At 64.0% G+C, this 15599-nt stretch carries 20 protein-coding genes and 1 pseudogene; 12 read left to right on the forward strand and 9 right to left on the reverse strand.

The window, feature by feature from the left end; translation table 11 throughout:
* Positions 1-109: 109 nt before the first annotated feature.
* Positions 110-535 (forward strand): hypothetical protein, encoded by a 426-nt coding sequence (locus tag DT068_RS09760; protein ID WP_119389624.1) that lies wholly within the window; start codon positions 110-112, stop codon positions 533-535.
* Position 536: 1 nt separating this feature from the next.
* Here the strand turns inward: DT068_RS09760 and DT068_RS09765 are convergent, their stop codons facing one another.
* A complete protein-coding gene (locus DT068_RS09765; RefSeq protein WP_119389625.1) occupies positions 537-1388 on the reverse strand; it encodes a hypothetical protein in 852 nt (283 codons plus the stop codon).
* A 47-nt stretch (positions 1389-1435) separates the two neighbouring features.
* On the reverse strand, positions 1436-1666 hold the full coding sequence (locus tag DT068_RS09770; RefSeq protein WP_119389626.1) for a type II toxin-antitoxin system ParD family antitoxin: 231 nt from the start codon (positions 1664-1666) through the stop codon (positions 1436-1438).
* A gap of 157 nt (positions 1667-1823) precedes the next feature.
* On the opposite strand from DT068_RS09770, the gene DT068_RS09775 reads away from it, so the two are divergent.
* Complete coding sequence (locus tag DT068_RS09775; RefSeq protein ID WP_119389797.1) at positions 1824-2117, forward strand: HlyU family transcriptional regulator; 294 nt, start codon at positions 1824-1826, stop codon at positions 2115-2117.
* Positions 2118-2153: 36 nt separating this feature from the next.
* A complete protein-coding gene (locus DT068_RS09780; RefSeq protein ID WP_119389627.1) occupies positions 2154-2342 on the forward strand; it encodes a hypothetical protein in 189 nt (62 codons plus the stop codon).
* Positions 2343-2411: 69 nt separating this feature from the next.
* Here DT068_RS09780 and DT068_RS09785 read toward each other — a convergent pair whose 3' ends face one another.
* Positions 2412-2873, reverse strand: coding sequence for a baeRF12 domain-containing protein (locus tag DT068_RS09785; protein WP_119389628.1), 462 nt, complete (start codon positions 2871-2873; stop codon positions 2412-2414).
* Between the two features lie 45 nt (positions 2874-2918).
* Here DT068_RS09785 and DT068_RS09790 point away from each other — a divergent pair, with 45 nt between their 5' ends.
* Complete coding sequence (locus DT068_RS09790; RefSeq protein ID WP_368904597.1) at positions 2919-3350, forward strand: secondary thiamine-phosphate synthase enzyme YjbQ; 432 nt, start codon at positions 2919-2921, stop codon at positions 3348-3350.
* A gap of 3 nt (positions 3351-3353) precedes the next feature.
* Here the strand turns inward: DT068_RS09790 and DT068_RS09795 are convergent, their stop codons facing one another.
* The 3 genes and pseudogenes from DT068_RS09795 to DT068_RS09800 form a co-directional block, all read right to left on the reverse strand.
* Positions 3354-3794 (reverse strand): UdgX family uracil-DNA binding protein, encoded by a 441-nt coding sequence (locus tag DT068_RS09795; protein WP_368904598.1) that lies wholly within the window; start codon positions 3792-3794, stop codon positions 3354-3356.
* Between the two features lie 22 nt (positions 3795-3816).
* Positions 3817-3981: pseudogene (locus DT068_RS28325) on the reverse strand (UdgX family uracil-DNA binding protein); the annotation flags it as partial.
* A gap of 62 nt (positions 3982-4043) precedes the next feature.
* Complete coding sequence (locus DT068_RS09800; RefSeq protein WP_119389630.1) at positions 4044-4691, reverse strand: FMN-dependent NADH-azoreductase; 648 nt, start codon at positions 4689-4691, stop codon at positions 4044-4046.
* A gap of 113 nt (positions 4692-4804) precedes the next feature.
* On the opposite strand from DT068_RS09800, the gene DT068_RS09805 reads away from it, so the two are divergent.
* From DT068_RS09805 to DT068_RS09820, 4 genes are all read left to right on the forward strand, one after another.
* Positions 4805-5773: a LysR family transcriptional regulator gene (locus DT068_RS09805; RefSeq protein WP_119389631.1), complete on the forward strand. Its 969-nt coding sequence runs from the start codon at positions 4805-4807 to the stop codon at positions 5771-5773.
* Positions 5774-5776: 3 nt separating this feature from the next.
* Complete coding sequence (locus tag DT068_RS09810; RefSeq protein WP_119389632.1) at positions 5777-6130, forward strand: GFA family protein; 354 nt, start codon at positions 5777-5779, stop codon at positions 6128-6130.
* Positions 6130-6645 carry a GNAT family N-acetyltransferase gene (locus tag DT068_RS09815; protein WP_119389633.1) on the forward strand — a complete coding sequence of 172 codons (516 nt, stop codon included), beginning with the start codon at positions 6130-6132 and terminating at the stop codon, positions 6643-6645. The genes DT068_RS09810 and DT068_RS09815 overlap by 1 nt, the downstream gene beginning before the upstream one ends.
* Positions 6646-6707: 62 nt before the next feature.
* Complete coding sequence (locus DT068_RS09820; RefSeq protein ID WP_119389634.1) at positions 6708-8654, forward strand: oxidoreductase; 1947 nt, start codon at positions 6708-6710, stop codon at positions 8652-8654.
* Between the two features lie 29 nt (positions 8655-8683).
* Here DT068_RS09820 and DT068_RS09825 read toward each other — a convergent pair whose 3' ends face one another.
* Together DT068_RS09825 and DT068_RS09830 are read right to left on the reverse strand one after the other, a co-directional pair.
* The gene (locus tag DT068_RS09825; protein WP_119389635.1) at positions 8684-9121 is read right to left on the reverse strand and encodes a VOC family protein; all 438 of its coding nucleotides are present in this window, start codon (positions 9119-9121) and stop codon (positions 8684-8686) included.
* 244 nt (positions 9122-9365) lie between these two features.
* Complete coding sequence (locus DT068_RS09830; RefSeq protein WP_119389636.1) at positions 9366-10241, reverse strand: helix-turn-helix domain-containing protein; 876 nt, start codon at positions 10239-10241, stop codon at positions 9366-9368.
* A 69-nt stretch (positions 10242-10310) separates the two neighbouring features.
* On the opposite strand from DT068_RS09830, the gene DT068_RS09835 reads away from it, so the two are divergent.
* Together DT068_RS09835 and DT068_RS09840 are read left to right on the forward strand one after the other, a co-directional pair.
* Positions 10311-10694 (forward strand): two pore domain potassium channel family protein, encoded by a 384-nt coding sequence (locus tag DT068_RS09835; protein ID WP_119389637.1) that lies wholly within the window; start codon positions 10311-10313, stop codon positions 10692-10694.
* Positions 10691-11662, forward strand: coding sequence for a DUF4424 family protein (locus DT068_RS09840; protein ID WP_119389638.1), 972 nt, complete (start codon positions 10691-10693; stop codon positions 11660-11662). Before DT068_RS09835 ends, DT068_RS09840 begins: the two co-directional genes overlap by 4 nt.
* Here DT068_RS09840 and DT068_RS09845 read toward each other — a convergent pair.
* On the reverse strand, positions 11631-12575 hold the full coding sequence (locus DT068_RS09845; protein ID WP_119389639.1) for a DMT family transporter: 945 nt from the start codon (positions 12573-12575) through the stop codon (positions 11631-11633). The genes DT068_RS09840 and DT068_RS09845 overlap by 32 nt on opposite strands.
* Before the next feature lie 132 nt (positions 12576-12707).
* Between DT068_RS09845 and DT068_RS09850 the strand changes: the two genes are divergently transcribed.
* On the forward strand, positions 12708-13403 hold the full coding sequence (locus DT068_RS09850) for an ArsR/SmtB family transcription factor (RefSeq protein WP_119389640.1): 696 nt from the start codon (positions 12708-12710) through the stop codon (positions 13401-13403).
* 187 nt (positions 13404-13590) lie between these two features.
* Positions 13591-15531, forward strand: coding sequence for a PhoX family protein (locus DT068_RS09855; protein WP_119389641.1), 1941 nt, complete (start codon positions 13591-13593; stop codon positions 15529-15531).
* The last annotated feature ends 68 nt before the right edge of the window (positions 15532-15599 follow it).

A 15599-nucleotide genomic window follows, 5' to 3' on the forward strand; every position in this document is an offset into this window, starting at 1 on the left:
AATTATCTATCCTGTCGGAGACGATGAGGTCATTGAGATCACGGGGCTTCCCGCGATTACGCCGGGAGCCCCCGATCCGTTCATATTGGCGAGTGAGAGCGGCGTAGCCTTGTCGTACTGGGTCGAGCGCCCGACAGAAGCTGAGATTGCCGCTGCCCGAAGCAGCGCCGAGAGAATCTACGGCCCCGACATATTTGCCATTTTTCAATTCCGGGGTATCAGTTCACAGATGTTTGGGTCTCCCAATGAGGAGGCCGATATGGGGCACCCGTTAGCTGCTCGTGGATATCGTGCGTTCGCCATCTATGAGATCAAGCAATCCACTTGGATTGCTCAGATGGAGCAGATGAATCGGGTTCACCCATCTCACAACAAGGAATTGTTCGACGGTCTGCGTCATTTCATTTTCGGGTTCCATGATTCAACCTTTGAGATTTTGGCTCGGGATTTCCAACTCGAGCTGATGTGCGACCAATGGGATCGGGCGCATGTTATTCCCAGGATGTGGGAACTACTCGAGACTCGCCGGAACTAGTTTACTCCCCTTCCGGCATCTCGATAAACGTGGCGCGATACTGCGCGCCATCGACGGCTGATGACCAGGTCTGGCTCAGAAAGACGACCAGCAGCACCGGCTTCTCCTGCTTCGCATCGGGTGGGGCGATGATGTCGCTGATCCAGATGCCGGCCGGGCAATCTTCCTTGGCCAATGGCAGCGGATAGGAGAAATCCTTCTTCGCCACGGTCTTCGTTTCGGGATAAGTACGCTCGGCGCTCATCGCGAAAGTCATCGGGATTTCGCGCTTGGGTGGCGCGGCATTGACGCAATCCTCGATCGTATCCTTGACCGTGACGGCGAGGGTGTAGACCAGCTGCTGGTCGGGAATGGCGCTCGGTATCGTTGGCCAGACGACGAATTTGAGCGGCGTCGCCTTCTCGTCGATGGGGGATCGCTGGGTCATGGGTACGCCGGCAATCCTGCGGCCCTGGACCGTGACGTGGAGTGCCGCAAGCTTCTTGGCCGCCCTGGTGCGCACGATCTTCCGCAGCTTCGCCAGATCGGGCATTTCGTCCTCGGTCTGGAGCTTCTTCAGATCGATGTCATGGCCGCCGATCCGGATCGGCTCGCCGTTCTCGTCCGTCTCGGTCGAGATGAAGCCGAAGGGAAAGCCCTTGGCCTGCTTGTTGGTCGTGCGGTCGACGACGAAGACCGCCGCATCGAGCGCGCCCGCGGCGAGATCGTAGCCATACTGCTCATAGGCGAAATAGCGCCCGTCGGGCGAAAAGCCGATGATCTCGATATCGGGGGCGTCCGACTGCTCGCGCGCGAATGTGGGTGTGATCGTGAGCATCAGGAAGCAAAGAATGGCGGGCAAGAACCGGCGCATCGGGGACTCCAAAAGAGATGAGGAAATACCGAATCTAGCACGGCCGTTCAGGTGGATTTGCATCTGCCTGCGTAATCGCTCTTCTTTTCCGCGATGAACTCTTCCATGTCGAAGGGTACAGGTTCGCCGCCGGCTTCGCCTTCCTTCAGTGCACTACGCAACTGGCTCATTCGCCAGTCCGGCTTGTCGAGCAGTTGGAGCGCGGCGCGTGCGACCTTGCTCGCCGAGCGGACGCGGCCTTTGCACGTCTGTTTCCCATCGCGATCCCGGTTGGCCATGGGCTATTGGTATCGCGACATGCGGATTCTAACAAGAGACGCGGCGGATCAAGTGGGCGATCCCCTCCGTGGGAGGATTTCCCAGGCCGCTGCAAGAAGATTGCATGCCGGGTCCGGCTGGTCCAATCTGTCCCCGATCAATTCAAAGAGGCTTCGCATGTCCTTTCTCAAATCGCTCTTCGGTCTTGGCGGCAGCAAGGAGCAATCGAGCGGTCCGGCCGCCGCAGCCAAGGAAGCCGAGCATAAGGGCTTCATCATCCGCGCCACGCCCTATAAGGATGGCGGGCAGTATCAGACGGCCGGCACGATCGCCAAGGAGATCGATGGCCAGATGAAGGAATACAAGTTCGTGCGCGCCGACCGGTTCTCGACGCTCGAGGAGGCGGCAGATCTCTCGCTCTCCAAGGGGCGGCAGATCATCGACGAGCAGGGCGAGCGGATGTTCAAATAGGGCCGCTCTGCCCCTTGCAGCAACAGGAGGCGCTTTATGGCCGCATACCGATTTTCGCATCTTGCCGCCGTTGTCTTCGCGATCATCGCGTTGCTGCAGCTGCTGCGCGCGATCTGGGGCTTCGAGATCGCGGTGGCGGGCGAAATCATACCTCTATGGCCGAGCTGGATCGCGGCCTTTGTCGCGGGGTTTCTGGCGTATCTGGGATTCACGGCGAGCCGTTGAGAGCCCCTCACCCTCCCGTTGCTGCGCAACGGGTCCTTCCCTCTCCCCGCTGAAGCGGGGCGAGGGTATTCATGCAGCCTCCAGCGCGCGGCTCAAGGCGGTGGCCAATTGCGGAAGCTCCATCCCGGTGAAGTTCTTCGGCACCTCGGCGATGATGGCCTTGCGCAATTCGGGACTCATCGCCTTGCGCAACGCGCCCAGGGACGCGGGGGCGGCGGCCACCACGAGGGTGGAGAATTCCCGACGCCGCAGATCCTCGGCGAGATTCGCCGCAACCTCGGCCATCAGCCGGTCCTCCGCCTGCTGATGGAAATCGGTCGGCTCCATCGCCGAACGGCCCGGTCCGACGCTCGCATGGGTGCGGCCGGGCTTGTCGGTGCCGAGATCGCGGGTCGGCGGCACATACTGATCGTGCTTGCGCAGCAGTGTGAGCTTCGGTTCCCGCACGGTGCCGTCATTGCGCAGGATGAGGGCGCGCCCGCCATCGGTTGCGACAATCCAGTCATTGCGTTTGAGACGATCGACAGCCATTCACATCCTCCTGCCCCATCACTCATCTAACGCGAGGCGGCCGCAATGGTTTCAGGCATGTATCAGTTCCAGGACGAGCTCGTGGTCGCGACCCACGGACAGGGACTCCATGAAATCACCGGTCAAGTCCTCAAGATCATGGCGAAAAGCGCCATCAGGACCGGCCAGCTCACCTTGTTCATCCGGCACAGCTCGGCCTCGCTCATGATCCAGGAAAATGCCGATCCGGATGTCAGGCGCGATCTTGTCGAATTCTTCCGCCGCATCGCGCCCGAGAATGCCGACTGGATCACGCACACCGCCGAAGGGCCGGACGACATGCCGGCCCATATCAAATCGGCGCTCACGCAAGTGTCCCTCACCATCCCGGTCATCGGCGGCCAGCCGGCGCTCGGCTCCTGGCAAGGCATCTATCTGTTCGAGCATCGCCTGCGCCCGCATCGCCGCCAGATCCTGGTGCATGTCATCGGGGAATAGGAGTCAGGCCGCGGCCGACGCTTTGTGCGCATATTGATCGGCGCGCTTCAGGTCGGCGACGAATCTGCGGTATGCGTGCTTGCGCGCCGCTTCATCGGGCATGCGCAGCAAATAGGACGGATGGACGGTGACGAGACCCTGATGGCCCATCAATTCCAGCGTCCCGTCGCGCACCTTCGAGATGGTGACGGCGCGGCCCGCCAGCGCGCAAGCGGCAGTGGCGCCCAGAGCGACGATGAGCTTCGGACGGATGATCGCGATCTCGGCCCTGAGCCACCAGCGGCAGGCCTCGATCTCGCCGCGGTCGGGGCGCTTATGCAAACGCTTCTTGCCGCGCAGCTCGAATTTGAAGTGCTTCACCGCATTGGTGATGTAGGTCTCCGCACGCTCGATACCGGCCTCGGCGAGGGCGCGATCGAAGAGCCCGGCCGGCGGGGCCGACAAAGGGCTTTCCCTGCAGGTCTTCCTGATCGCCCGGCTGCTCGCCGACAAAGACGATGGCCGCGTGGCTCGCCCCTTCGCCGAAGACGGTCTGGGTCGCCCTGCGGTAGAGCGGGCAGCGCCGGCATCCGCGCGCTTCCTCACGCAATTGCGCGATCGTCCTGCCTTCGGGACCTTGTTCCAGTTCCATGAAAGGATAACGCCGCTCCGGCAGGAAAGTGCCGGAACGGCGTCAAAGGTTCCGTAACGAGTTCAGGCGGCGACGGCGGCGCCGAGGCTTGCGTTCCTCGATGCCAAGGCCAGTTGCTCGACCCGGGCCGTCGCCTTCTTCAACGCGCTGTCAGTGGCCTCCGGGCCCATGCCGACGCCCTCGACGCGAATGACCTCGATATCGGTGAGGCCGATGAAGCCGAGAGCGGTGCGCAGATAGGGAATGGCATGGTCGAGCTGGATAGCGGGGCCTTCCGAATAGACGCCGCCCGATGCCAGCACGATATAGACTTTCTTGCCGGTCACATGGCCCTTGGGCCCGTCCTTGCCATAGGAGAAGGTGCGGCCGGCGCGGGCGATATGATCGATCCAGGATTTCAGCGTCGATGAGATCGAGAAGTTGATCAGGCCGGTGGCGATGACGATCGCATCGGCGGCCATGAGCTCATCGACGGCGGCATCGGAGGCCGAGACCAGCTCGGCCTGGCGCGGGCTGCGCTTGTCGGCCGGGGTGTAGATGCCGGAGGAATAATCCACATCGATATGGGGCAGGGGATTGCCGGCGAGATCGCGGACAATGAGGGATGAATCGGGATCGGCTTCCTTCAGCCGGTTGGCGAGGTCGGTGGCGATGCGGGTCGAATGGGAAGCGGAACCGCGGGGGCTCGAAGTGACGAGAAGGATGGACATGGGCCTGGTCTTTCGCGTTGAAGAGTTGAACTGACGCGATGAATATGTGCCCATCGACCTATTGGAAAAACTGGTATAATATAGATTTATTCCATCTATAAATCAGATATGTCATGCAGCCCCATCCCACACTCGACCAGCTCGAAATCCTGCAGACCGTGGCGGAAACGGGAAGCTTCTCAGCCGCCGGGCGCAAGCTGAACCGGGCGCAATCGGTCATCAGCTATGGCATTGCCAATCTGGAGGCGCAGCTCGGCGTCAAGCTTTTCACCCGCGACGGCACGCGCGAGCCGCAGCTCACCGATATGGGCAAGGCGATCCTCGAAGAGGCGCGGCGCATGGCGGGCGTCCTGCAGCGCATCAGGGCGCGGGTCGAAGGCCACGCCCGGGGACTGGAAAGCGAGATCGCCATCGCCATCGATTCCGTGCTGCCGGCCCCGGTGCTGATCCGCGCCCTCACGGCCTTCGAGGCGCAGTTTCCGACCGTGGCGCTGCACCTCCATGTCGGCTCGCTCGGCCTCATCACCGATCAGGTCGTGAACCAGACGGCGGATCTCGGCATCGGCGGGCAACTCGGCGAAGCCGATGTCAGGCTCATCGAGATCGGCCTCGTCACCATGGTGCCAGTGGCCGCCGCCGGCCATCCGCTGGCCGGGGTGAAGGGGGTCATTCCGGCGGAGGATCTGCGCGAGCATACGCAGCTTGTCGTCACCGACCAGTCGGCGCGCACCCGCGGCCAGGATTTCGGCGTCCTGGCGCTGCGCATCTGGCGGATGACCGATATGCATACCAAGCATCTGATGATCCGCGGCGGGCTCGGCTGGGGCCGCCTGCCGCGCTGGATGGTGGCCGAGGATCTGGCACAGGGGCGTCTCACCGAGCTCATGATCGAGCCCTATGGCACGGTGACGAACCCGTTCTTCGCCATGCATCGCACCGACCGCATGCCGGGGCCGGCGGCCTCCTGGCTGATCGACCAGTTCAAGAGCCAGCTCGGCTGCTTCAACGAGGTGGCGCCCGATGGGTTGCTCCCCGGAGTTGCCGCCGCTAAAGCGGGACAAAGCAAGCGCCAAGGGAGGTGAGCCATGCATTACAGCGGCGGATGCCATTGCGGCAGGATCGCGTTTGAATTCGACAGCGACGCGCCGGTCGCCGAGGTCATCGAATGCAATTGCTCGCTGTGCGCCAAGCGCGGTCATCTCCTGGCCTTCGTGCCGCGCGACAAGTTCACGCTCAAGACGGCGGAAAAGGACCTTGGCACCTATACGTTCAACACGCATCGCATCCGGCATCATTTCTGCGCGCAATGCGGCTGCGGACCCTTTGGCGAGGCCAAGGCGCCGAATGGTGTCGCCATGGCCTCGATCAATATGCGCTGCGTGGAAGGCTTCGAGCCCAGCGAGGTGAAGATCAAGAAATTCGACGGGCGCAGCCGGTAATGCAGGTTCCGGTTCTCGAAACAGCGCGGCTGCGGTTGCGTGCTCACAGTGTGAGCGATTTCCCCGCTCTTCTTGCCATGTGGTCGGATGCGGCCGTGATCCATTATATCGGCGGGAAGCCCAAGCCGCCGGATGAGTGCTGGACCAGGCTCCTGCGCTATCGGGGCCTCTGGCCATTGCTCGGCTTCGGCTATTGGGCGGTGGAGGAGAGAGCCACGGGACGCTTTGCCGGTGATGTCGGTTTTGCCGATTTTCATCGCACCCTTGAGCCGTCAATCCATGGTGTCGCGGAAATGGGCTGGGTGCTTGGCCCCGACTTCCACGGCAAGGGCTATGCGTCGGAAGCGGTCGCTGCGGCGCTCGCCTGGTTCGATGCCGCGGGCAAAGGCCGCAGTGTGTGCATCATCGATCCGGCGAATGAGCCGTCCATGAGGCTGGCAGCCAAGAACGGCTTCAACGAATATTGCCGCGCCGTCTTCATGGGCGATGAGGTGATCCTGCTCGAGCGGGGCTGACCGGAAAACAAGTCGCAGCCGCCGCCCTTCCGCGGCTTCCGGTTTTTGCGTAGCTTGGCCTCATGTCCAGGCTTTTCCCCCATCTCTTCACCCCCTTCCAGGTCAAGAAGACCGAGTTCCGCAACCGGATATTCTCGACCGGGCATGACACCTATCTGCCCGAGAACTACCTGCCGTCGGAGGCGCTGACCGCCTATCACGTGGCGCGCGCCAAGGGCGGGGCCGGGCTCATCGTCGTGCAAGTGGTGGGGGTGCATGAATCGGCGCGCTACACCGACGACCTCCTGATGGGCACCGATGATACCTGCATCAAGCCCTTCGCCCGCATGATCGAGGCCATCCACAAGGAAGGCACCAAGGTCTTCGTACAGCTGTTCCATCCGGGCCGCGAATTGCTTGGCCGGCCGGAAGGCGTGGCGCAGGCGGCCTTCGCGCCGTCCTTCTCGCCCTCGGAGCGCTTCCGCACCGCGCCCCGGGCGATGTCGCTCGCCATGGTGGAGGAGATCATCGAGGGCTATGGGCAAGTGGCGCGGCGCATGGCGCAAGCGGGTGCTGATGGCGTCGAGATCGTAGGCTCCCATGGCTATCTGCCGGCCCAGTTCCTCAATCCCCGCGTCAACCGGCGCGAGGACCGTTTCGGCGGGTCGCTGGAGAATCGCGTGCGCTTCATCCGCGAGGCGGCGCAGGCGGCGCGCCAGGAAGTGCCTGACGAATTCATCATCGGCCTGCGGATGTCGGGCGATGAGATCGATGCCGACGGCCTGCATGAGGATGAGACGCTGGCCGCCAGCCGGCTGCTCAAGGACGAGCTCGACTATTTCAATGTCATTGCCGGGACGTCGGCGTCACAGGGCGGCGCCGTCCATATCGTGCCGCCGATGCTGATCGAGAACGCCTATGTGGCGCCCTATGCGCGGAAGCTGAAGCAGGCGCTGGGCAAGCCCGTCTTCGTCGCCGGGCGCATCAACCAGCCGCATGAGGCCGAGAAGGTGGTGGCCGAAGGTGCGGCCGATATGTGCGGCATGACGCGGGCGATGATCTGCGATCCGGCCATGGCGAACAAGGCGAAGCAGGGCGCCACCGATGACATCCGCGCCTGCATCGCCTGCAACCAGGCCTGTATCGGGCATTTCCAGCTGGGACTCTCGATCTCCTGCATCCAGTATCCTGAGACCGGGCGCGAACTCGCCTATGGCGTGAAGCCCAAGGCTGCGCAGGCGAAGCGCGTGATGGTGGTGGGCGGCGGCCCGGCCGGCCTCAAGGCGGCGGCGGTCGCGGCCGAGCGCGGCCATCAGGTGACGCTCTATGAGAAGGAGACGCAGCTCGGCGGCCAGGCGCGCTATGCGCAATTGCTGCCGGCGCGCGCCGAATTCGGCGGCATCATCACCAATCTCACGCGCGAGGGGGAACGCTCCGGCGTCAGGATCGTGAAAGGCAAAACGGTGACGCCGCAGTTCCTGAAAGAGGAGGCGCCCGATGCGGTGATCCTGGCTTCCGGCTCGCTGCCGCAGCGCCCGCCGGCCGAGATCGATGACAGCGCGCATGTGATCCATGCGGTCGATGTGCTGAAAGGCGAGAAGACGGGATCGCGCGTCGTCATCTATGACTGGCTGGCCGACTGGATCGGGCTTGGCCTTGCCGAGAAGCTGGCGAGCGAAGGGGTCGATGTGACGCTCGCGGTCAACGGGCTTTCGGCCGGGATCGCCATCCAGAATTATACGCGCGATGCGCATCTGGCGCGGCTGCACCGGCTCGGCGTCAAGATGCTGCCGATGATGCGGCTCTATGGGGCGGATGCGACGACGGCCTATTTCCTCCACACCACGGCGCAGGAGCCGGTGGTGCTCGAAGACGTCGACACGATCGTGCTCGCCTGTCCCAATGCGCCGGAGGATTCGCTCACCGAGACGGCGGGCGGCTTCGAGCATTATCTCGTCGGCGACTGCCTGTCGGCGCGCACCGCCGAGGAAGCCGTCTATGAAGGCCTCAAGGCCGGCATGGCGGTGTGATGGATCAGATCTGACCCGATCGTGATCTATTACGCCGCTGCGCCAACCCGTGGCGCATAGGTGCCGAAGCACCAGACATGGCCTTCCGGGTCCTTGCAGATGAAATCCCGGCTGCCATAGGGCTGGTCGGTAAGGCCCATCACGATCTCGGCACCTGCCGCCCTGGCGGTGGCAAAGACCGCATCCGCATCCGGCACCGCGATATAGACCGATTGCGTGGATGTGCCGACATCCCCGGGCGGACGCACCAGCTTGCCGAAAGCCGTCGTGTCCTTGGCGTCGCCCAGCATCACGAGGCTCTCGCCCAAGCTCAGCTCGGCATGCATGACCTTGCCGTCATCGCCCTGATAGACGACATGCTTGCGGAAGCCGAAGGCGCGCTCCAGCCAGTCGATCATCCTCGCGGCATCGCGATAGGTGAGGGTGGGGTAGAGTATGGGGATCCTGGTGGTGGCCAGCTCAGTCATGGTTGTCTCCTGTGATTGCACGAGCCGATCATGACGGCACCGAAGCCCGGCGTATTGAAGATTTGTGATCTCCCCCAGGCTTCGCCGCTTGTTGTGTGCACGCATCTACCCTCTGATCGAAGAGTCGAGCTCATTCGTCGGGCAAGCCCCTCACCGTCCCATTGCTTCGCAATGGGCCCCTCCCTCTCCCCGCTGAAGCGGGGCGAGGGGAAGGCAGCCGTCCATCCGGGATCTGTGTGACGGGCTAATTTGATTCCAGGACACCTGTTTCGGCGCGGTCGCGGCCCAGCAACTCGCCCGGCGACAGGCCGGACAGGTCCCTGAATTCACGCACCAGATGCGCCTGGTCGGCATAGCCTGCTTCATAAGCGAGATCGGCCCAGGCGAGACGCGGCACGCTCCTCGCCAGGTCGCGGGCATGCTCGAAGCGCAGGATGCGGGCCATGGTCTTGGGCGTCATGCCGATCTCGGCGCGGAACAGTTGCGCCAGATGGCGGCGGCTGACTGCGGTCCCGGCGGCAAGGGCTGCCACCGATATGGCGCCACGGGCATCGACCAGCCCCTGCCAGGCGGCACGGACGGTGGCGCTGGGTGCCCGCGCCGTTTCGAAGCGCGCCGCAATGAAGCTGTCGAGCAAGGCAAAGCGCTGGGGCCAGCCCGCTGCGTCATGAAGCTTGGCGACGAGCCGCAATCCGGCCGCTCCCAGGAGATCGTCGAGCGCCAGGGTGCGGCCGGCAAGCTCGGCCTGCGAGAGCCGGAAGAAGCGATAGGCGCCGAGCGGCGAGAAATTCACCTGCAGGCAGTGCGCATTGCCGCGCGAGCCGACGATCACCGGCCCGGCATAGACGCCGGCGGCGAAGCTGCCATAGCGGGCCTCGCTGTCAGGCCGGTCGCGGATGGTGAAGGCTTCGGCGAAATTGATGATGAGCGGGATGTAGCTCACCGGCAGCTCGCGCCGCCAGACATCGCCGGCGCCGCTCTCGCGATAGCCCGAATAGTCGATCACATAGGGCGACAGCGCAGGGTGGGGCATGGTGCGCCAGATCTCCCATGCGCCCGCCTCGCCCGCATAGGAGAGGCGGGTGATCCTGCGTTCGCCAGTGTGGGCGCCTGATGCCATGGGGTCAGCCTAACACGCGGCTCGATTGACGTCACATGCCCGGTCATGCGAGCGTTGCCGGGCCCGGCCATGTTTCATCCCTTCCATTTCGAGCAGAAAGAACAGCCGCTCTCCCCGCGCCACAGCTTCGCGATGCGGCTGGCGCATAATGCGCTGTGGAGCCTGTGCGTCGTCGTCATCTGGCTCATTGTCGGCATGGCGGGCTACAAGGGCTTCGAGGGCATGAGCCTCATCGATGCCTTCGTCAATGCGGCGATGATCCTTTCCGGCATGGGGCCGGTGACGGTGCTCAACACCGATGGCGGCAAGATCTTCGCCGGGCTTTACGCGATCATTTCCGGCATCGTGATCTTCGGCATTGCCGGCATCGCACTGGCGCCGCTGTTCCACCGCATGCTGCACCGGTTTCACCTGCAGGATGACGACAGTCCGCGGAAAGGCAAAAGAAAATGAACCGTCTTCTCCTCAGCCTTCTGTGCCTCGCATTCATGGCGCCGGCGGCGCTGGCCAATGGCGCCATCGCCGAGCGCAGGACCGGCGGCCTCGTCTTCAAGCAGTCCGATACCGTGTCGATCTTACGGGAAGACCTGTTCGTCTCGCTCGACCAGATCAAGGTCGACTATGTCTACAAGTCGGAGGCGAGCGACAGGCAGACGGTCACCATCGCCTTCCCGATGCCGGGCGTCCCGGTCAATGACGATCCGGGCTCGTTGCGCGAGATATTGCCCGAAGGGGCGGATCCGCAGAACTATATGAGCTTCAAGGTATCGGTCGATGGGGAAGAGGTGAAGGCCACGCCATTCGCGCAGGCCCTCGTCGGCGACAAGGATGTCACGGAGAAGGTCACGAAAGCCGGCCTGCCGCTCGACATGCTGGTCGATGACGCCAATGCGCTGCTCCAGAAGGTGCCGAAGCCCGCGCTCGACGAGCTCGTCGCCCTGGGCGCCGTGGGGCAAGGTGAAAGTTACGGAGAGGCCGTTTACTGGCCGCAATGGGATTATCAGGTCGCCTTCGAATGGCAGCAGGATTTCAAGCCCGGCGAGACCAAGGTGGCGATCACCTATATGCCGCTGGCCGGCTATCCGGCCGACGTCGGGGATTCCTATGAGACGGGCGAGCTTGCGCAAGCCGCCTGCGTCGATGACGCGGTGCGTGGCGCGATCAACAAGCGCAGGGCGAAGGGCGGCGGCTACTATGAAGTGGCCAGCGTCGGCTATGTGCTGACGACGGCCAAATACTGGAAAGGGCCGATCGGCACCTTCAATCTCGCCGTCGAGAAACCGGACGAGAAGGCGCTCGCCGCCTTCTGCCCGAGCGAGGCGAAGAAGGTGTCACCGACGCGCTTCGAATGGCAGGCCAGGGACTTCGCGCCCAAGGCCGATCTCAGCGTCATCTTCTATACGTTCCAGGAAGTCGAGTGAGGGAAGGGGCGGCAGCGTCCTTCGCCCGCTTCGGCAAGGTCATGGCGGCGACGCCCGCCACCACGCAGATGAGGCCGATCCAGGCCGTGCGGCTCAGAGTCTCGGAGAGGAAATAGCTGCCGATCGCCACCCCGATCGGCACGCGCAGATAGGCCTGCGCCGTGGTGCCGACCGAGCCCAGCGTGTGGACGAGGCGGAAGAAGATGCAGAAGGCGAGCGCGGTCGAGAAGACGGCCAGCGCCAGCAGCGCCAGGAGAGAGTCCGTCGAGGGGCTGAGCGTCCAGGGCCGGTCGATGACGAGGCTCAGGGGGATGAGCATGACGGCGCCCGAGACCATCGAGCCCGCCGCCGGCATCATCGGATCGAGATCCTTGAAATTGCGCCCGAAGATGGCGGCACCCGCATAGCTGATGGTGGCGACGATGATGGCGAGCTGGGCCAGAAGCTCGCGGCCGATGCCGTTCAGCGCCTCGATGCCGATGATGAGGCAGATGCCGGCCATGCCGGCGATGACGCCGAAGAATTTGCGCAAGGTGGCGGGCTCATGCCGCGTGACGGCGATGGTGATGAGGAAGGTGAAGATCGGCGTCGTCGAATTGAGGATGACGGCGAGGCCGGCATCGAGGGTGAGCTCGGCCCAGGCGATGAGGGTGAAGGGCAGCACGCTGTTGAGCGCGGCCTGGATGGCGAAGCGCTTCCAGCTCAGGCGGTCGCGCGGCATGGAAAGGCCCCTGAGGCGCAGGACCATGAGGAGGATGAGGGCGGCGATCAGGGTGCGCGCGGCGATGAAGGTCACGGGCGGGATGGTGGCGACGCCGATCTTGATGAAGGTGTAGGAGGCACCCCACAGAGTGGCGAGTGCGGCGAGCAGCAGGAGCTCGGGGAACAAGGGGCGTGGGGCAGGCGTGGTCATGTTGGCTATCCTCGAGGAAGGAGATGCTCCTGTCTGTGACATGGGTCACGGAGAACGTCGTGCCCGAATGCTTCGGCCGCGGCCGAAGCATTCGGAGCTGACCGGAAGACGCCCGGAGCCTATAGTCCGGGCATGACGAATATCGTTTCCGGCAACAGCCTGGCCGAGGTCGCCTCCCTTATCGGCGATCCGGCGCGGGCCAATATCCTGCAGGCGCTGGCCGACGGGCGGGCGCTGACCGCGGGCGAGCTTGCCTGGCATGCCGGGGTGAGCCCCCAGACGACCAGCGGCCATCTGGCGAAGCTCGCCGATGCCCATCTGATCGCGCTCGAAAAGCAGGGCCGCCACCGCTATTTCCGCCTGGCCTCGCCCGAGATCGCCGCGGCGATGGAGGCCTTGATGATCGTCGCCGCCAATGGGCCGAAACGCTACCGGCCGACCGGCCCGAAGGACGAGGCGCTGCGGACGGCGCGCACCTGCTATGATCACCTGGCCGGGTGGCTCGCCGTCACCCTGGCCGACCGGCTGAGCGCCCGCCGGCTCATCTTGCTCGCGGACGGGGCGGCCGCCATCACCGCGGAGGGACACCAGTTCTTCCGCGATTTCGGCCTCGATCTCGACGACCCCAAAAGCTCGCGTCCGCTCTGCCGCACCTGCCTCGACTGGAGCGAAAGGCGCTCGCATCTGGCCGGCCGGCTCGGCGCCGCTCTGTGCCAGCGCTGCCTCGATTTGGGCTGGATCAGACGCGGCAAGGACAGCCGCGCCGTCAGCTTCACGCCCAAGGGCATATCGGGCTTCCGCGAGACCTTCGGCATCTCATTGCCGTGAGCTGCGGCCAGCGCCGGACCCAGGGCCGGCTCACAAAGTGATTCAGCCGCGCGCCGCAACAGATTGAAACCGAATCGGAAATCGGCCTCTGTGGATTGACATCGCGGGGCAGTGAAACTGTCATCCGTCCGCCATGCGGGACGGCGAGCTTGGGCCTCACCCAGGCTCGCGAACCCAGGAGGCGAAGATGACGCGGCACGATCCCGACCATATCCGGTCCAAGACCACATCCCCCAATTTCCGCACCGTTCTGAGCGAGCGCCTGTCGCGGCGCGACCTGCTCAAGGGCAGCGCCGCCATGGCCGCGGCGTCCGCCATCGCGCCCGGATTCGCGGGCTCGATCTTCGGCGGCGAAGCGATCGCCGGGGGCACGCAATCGTCCCTCACCTTCACCGAGCTCAAGCGCGTCTATGACAAGACCCATCATGTGGCGCCGGGCTACAGGGCCGAGGTGCTGCTGCGCTGGGGTGACGCTATCGTCGCCGATGCGGCCGAGTTCGACCCGGGCCAGCAATCGGCCGCGTCGCAGGGCCGCCAGTTCGGCTACAACAACGACTTCGTCGGCTATCTGCCGCTGCCCTTCGGCTCGGCGTCCTCGGAGCGCGGGCTGCTCTGCGTCAATCACGAATATCCCAGTCCGCATATCATGTTCCCGGGCTTCATCGCCAAGGACGACGAAAATCTCGGCAAAGCGGTGACGGCGCAGCAGGTCGAGGTGTGCAAGGCGGCGATGGGCCACAGCATCGTCGAGATCGAGAAAAAGGACGGCAAATGGGCAGCCGTCGCCAATTCGCCGCTCAGCCGGCGCATCACGGCGGAAACCGAGATGGTGATCGCTGGTCCCGCAGCCGGCCACGACCTGCTCAAGACCGCGGCCGATCCCGCCGGCACCCAGGTCAAGGGCACGATGGCCAATTGCGGCGGCGGCTATACGCCCTGGGGGACGATCCTCACCTGCGAGGAATTCGCCTATGAATTCTTCGGCGGCGATGCGGCCAAGACGGCCAACAAGGAGAGCCTGGAGCGCATGGGCTACGAGCCCGCCGATTATTATGGCTTTGCGCGCTTCGACGAGCGCTTCCATGTCGAGAAGGAGCCCAATGAGGTCAATCGCTTCCAATGGGTGGTCGAGATCGATCCCTATGACGCGAAATCGGTGCCGGTGAAGCGCACCGCCCTCGGCCGCATGGGCCATGAAGGGGCGACCGTCGTCGTCAACAAGGATGGAAGGGTCGCCGTCTATATGGGCGATGACGACCATCAGGAATATCTCTACCGCTTCGTCTCGGCGAAGCCGTTCAATCCCTCAGATCGCACGGCCAATATGGGCCTCCTCGACGAGGGCGTGCTGTCGGTCGCCAAGTTCGAGGCGGACGGCACGCTCAACTGGCTGCCGCTCGTCCATGGCGAAGGCCCGCTCACCCAGGCCAATGGCTTCGCCGACCAGGGCGAGGTGCTGATCAAGACGCAGCTTGCCGCCGACAAGCTCGGCGCCACCGCCATGGACCGGCCTGAGGATTTCGAGACCAATCCGGTGTCGGGGCGGGTCTATGCGGTCCTGACCAAATCGGCCAAGCGCAAGCCCGACAAGGTCGATGCCGCCAATCCGCGGCCGGAGAACAAATGGGGCCATGTCATCGAGATGATCCCGCCGGGCGAGGGCAAGGAGGCCGACCACACGGCCGCGCAATACAAGTGGGATATCCTCATGCTGTGCGGCGATCCATCGAAGCCCGAGACGCATGCCAAATTCCATCCCGACACGACGGCCGACGGCTTCTTCATGACGCCCGACAATATCGCCTTCGATCCCAAGGGGCGGATGTTCGTGGCCACCGACGGCATGAATGATTTCGATCTGGCCGACGGCATCTTCGCGGTCGATACCGATGGTCCGGCGCGGGCACTTCCGAAAGCCCTGTTCTGCTGCCCGACGGATGCGGAAGCGACCGGGCCTGCCTTCACGCCGGATGGCGCCACCATGTTCGTCTCGGTGCAGCATCCGGCCGAGGGATCGGAGACGATCGAGGCGCTGAGCACGCGCTGGCCTGATTTCGACGACAAGATTCCGCCCCGGCCGTCGGTGGTGGTGATCACGCGCGACGGTGGCGGGCCGATCGGCGGCTAGCTCGCAAAATGATTCAAGCGACCAGGCTAAGGCATTGAAAGCAGATTCAAAAAAGGAATCACGAAACT

Origin of the sequence: Taklimakanibacter lacteus (genome assembly GCA_003576695.1) — a bacterium.
Classification (GTDB): domain Bacteria; phylum Pseudomonadota; class Alphaproteobacteria; order Rhizobiales; family Aestuariivirgaceae; genus Taklimakanibacter; species Taklimakanibacter lacteus.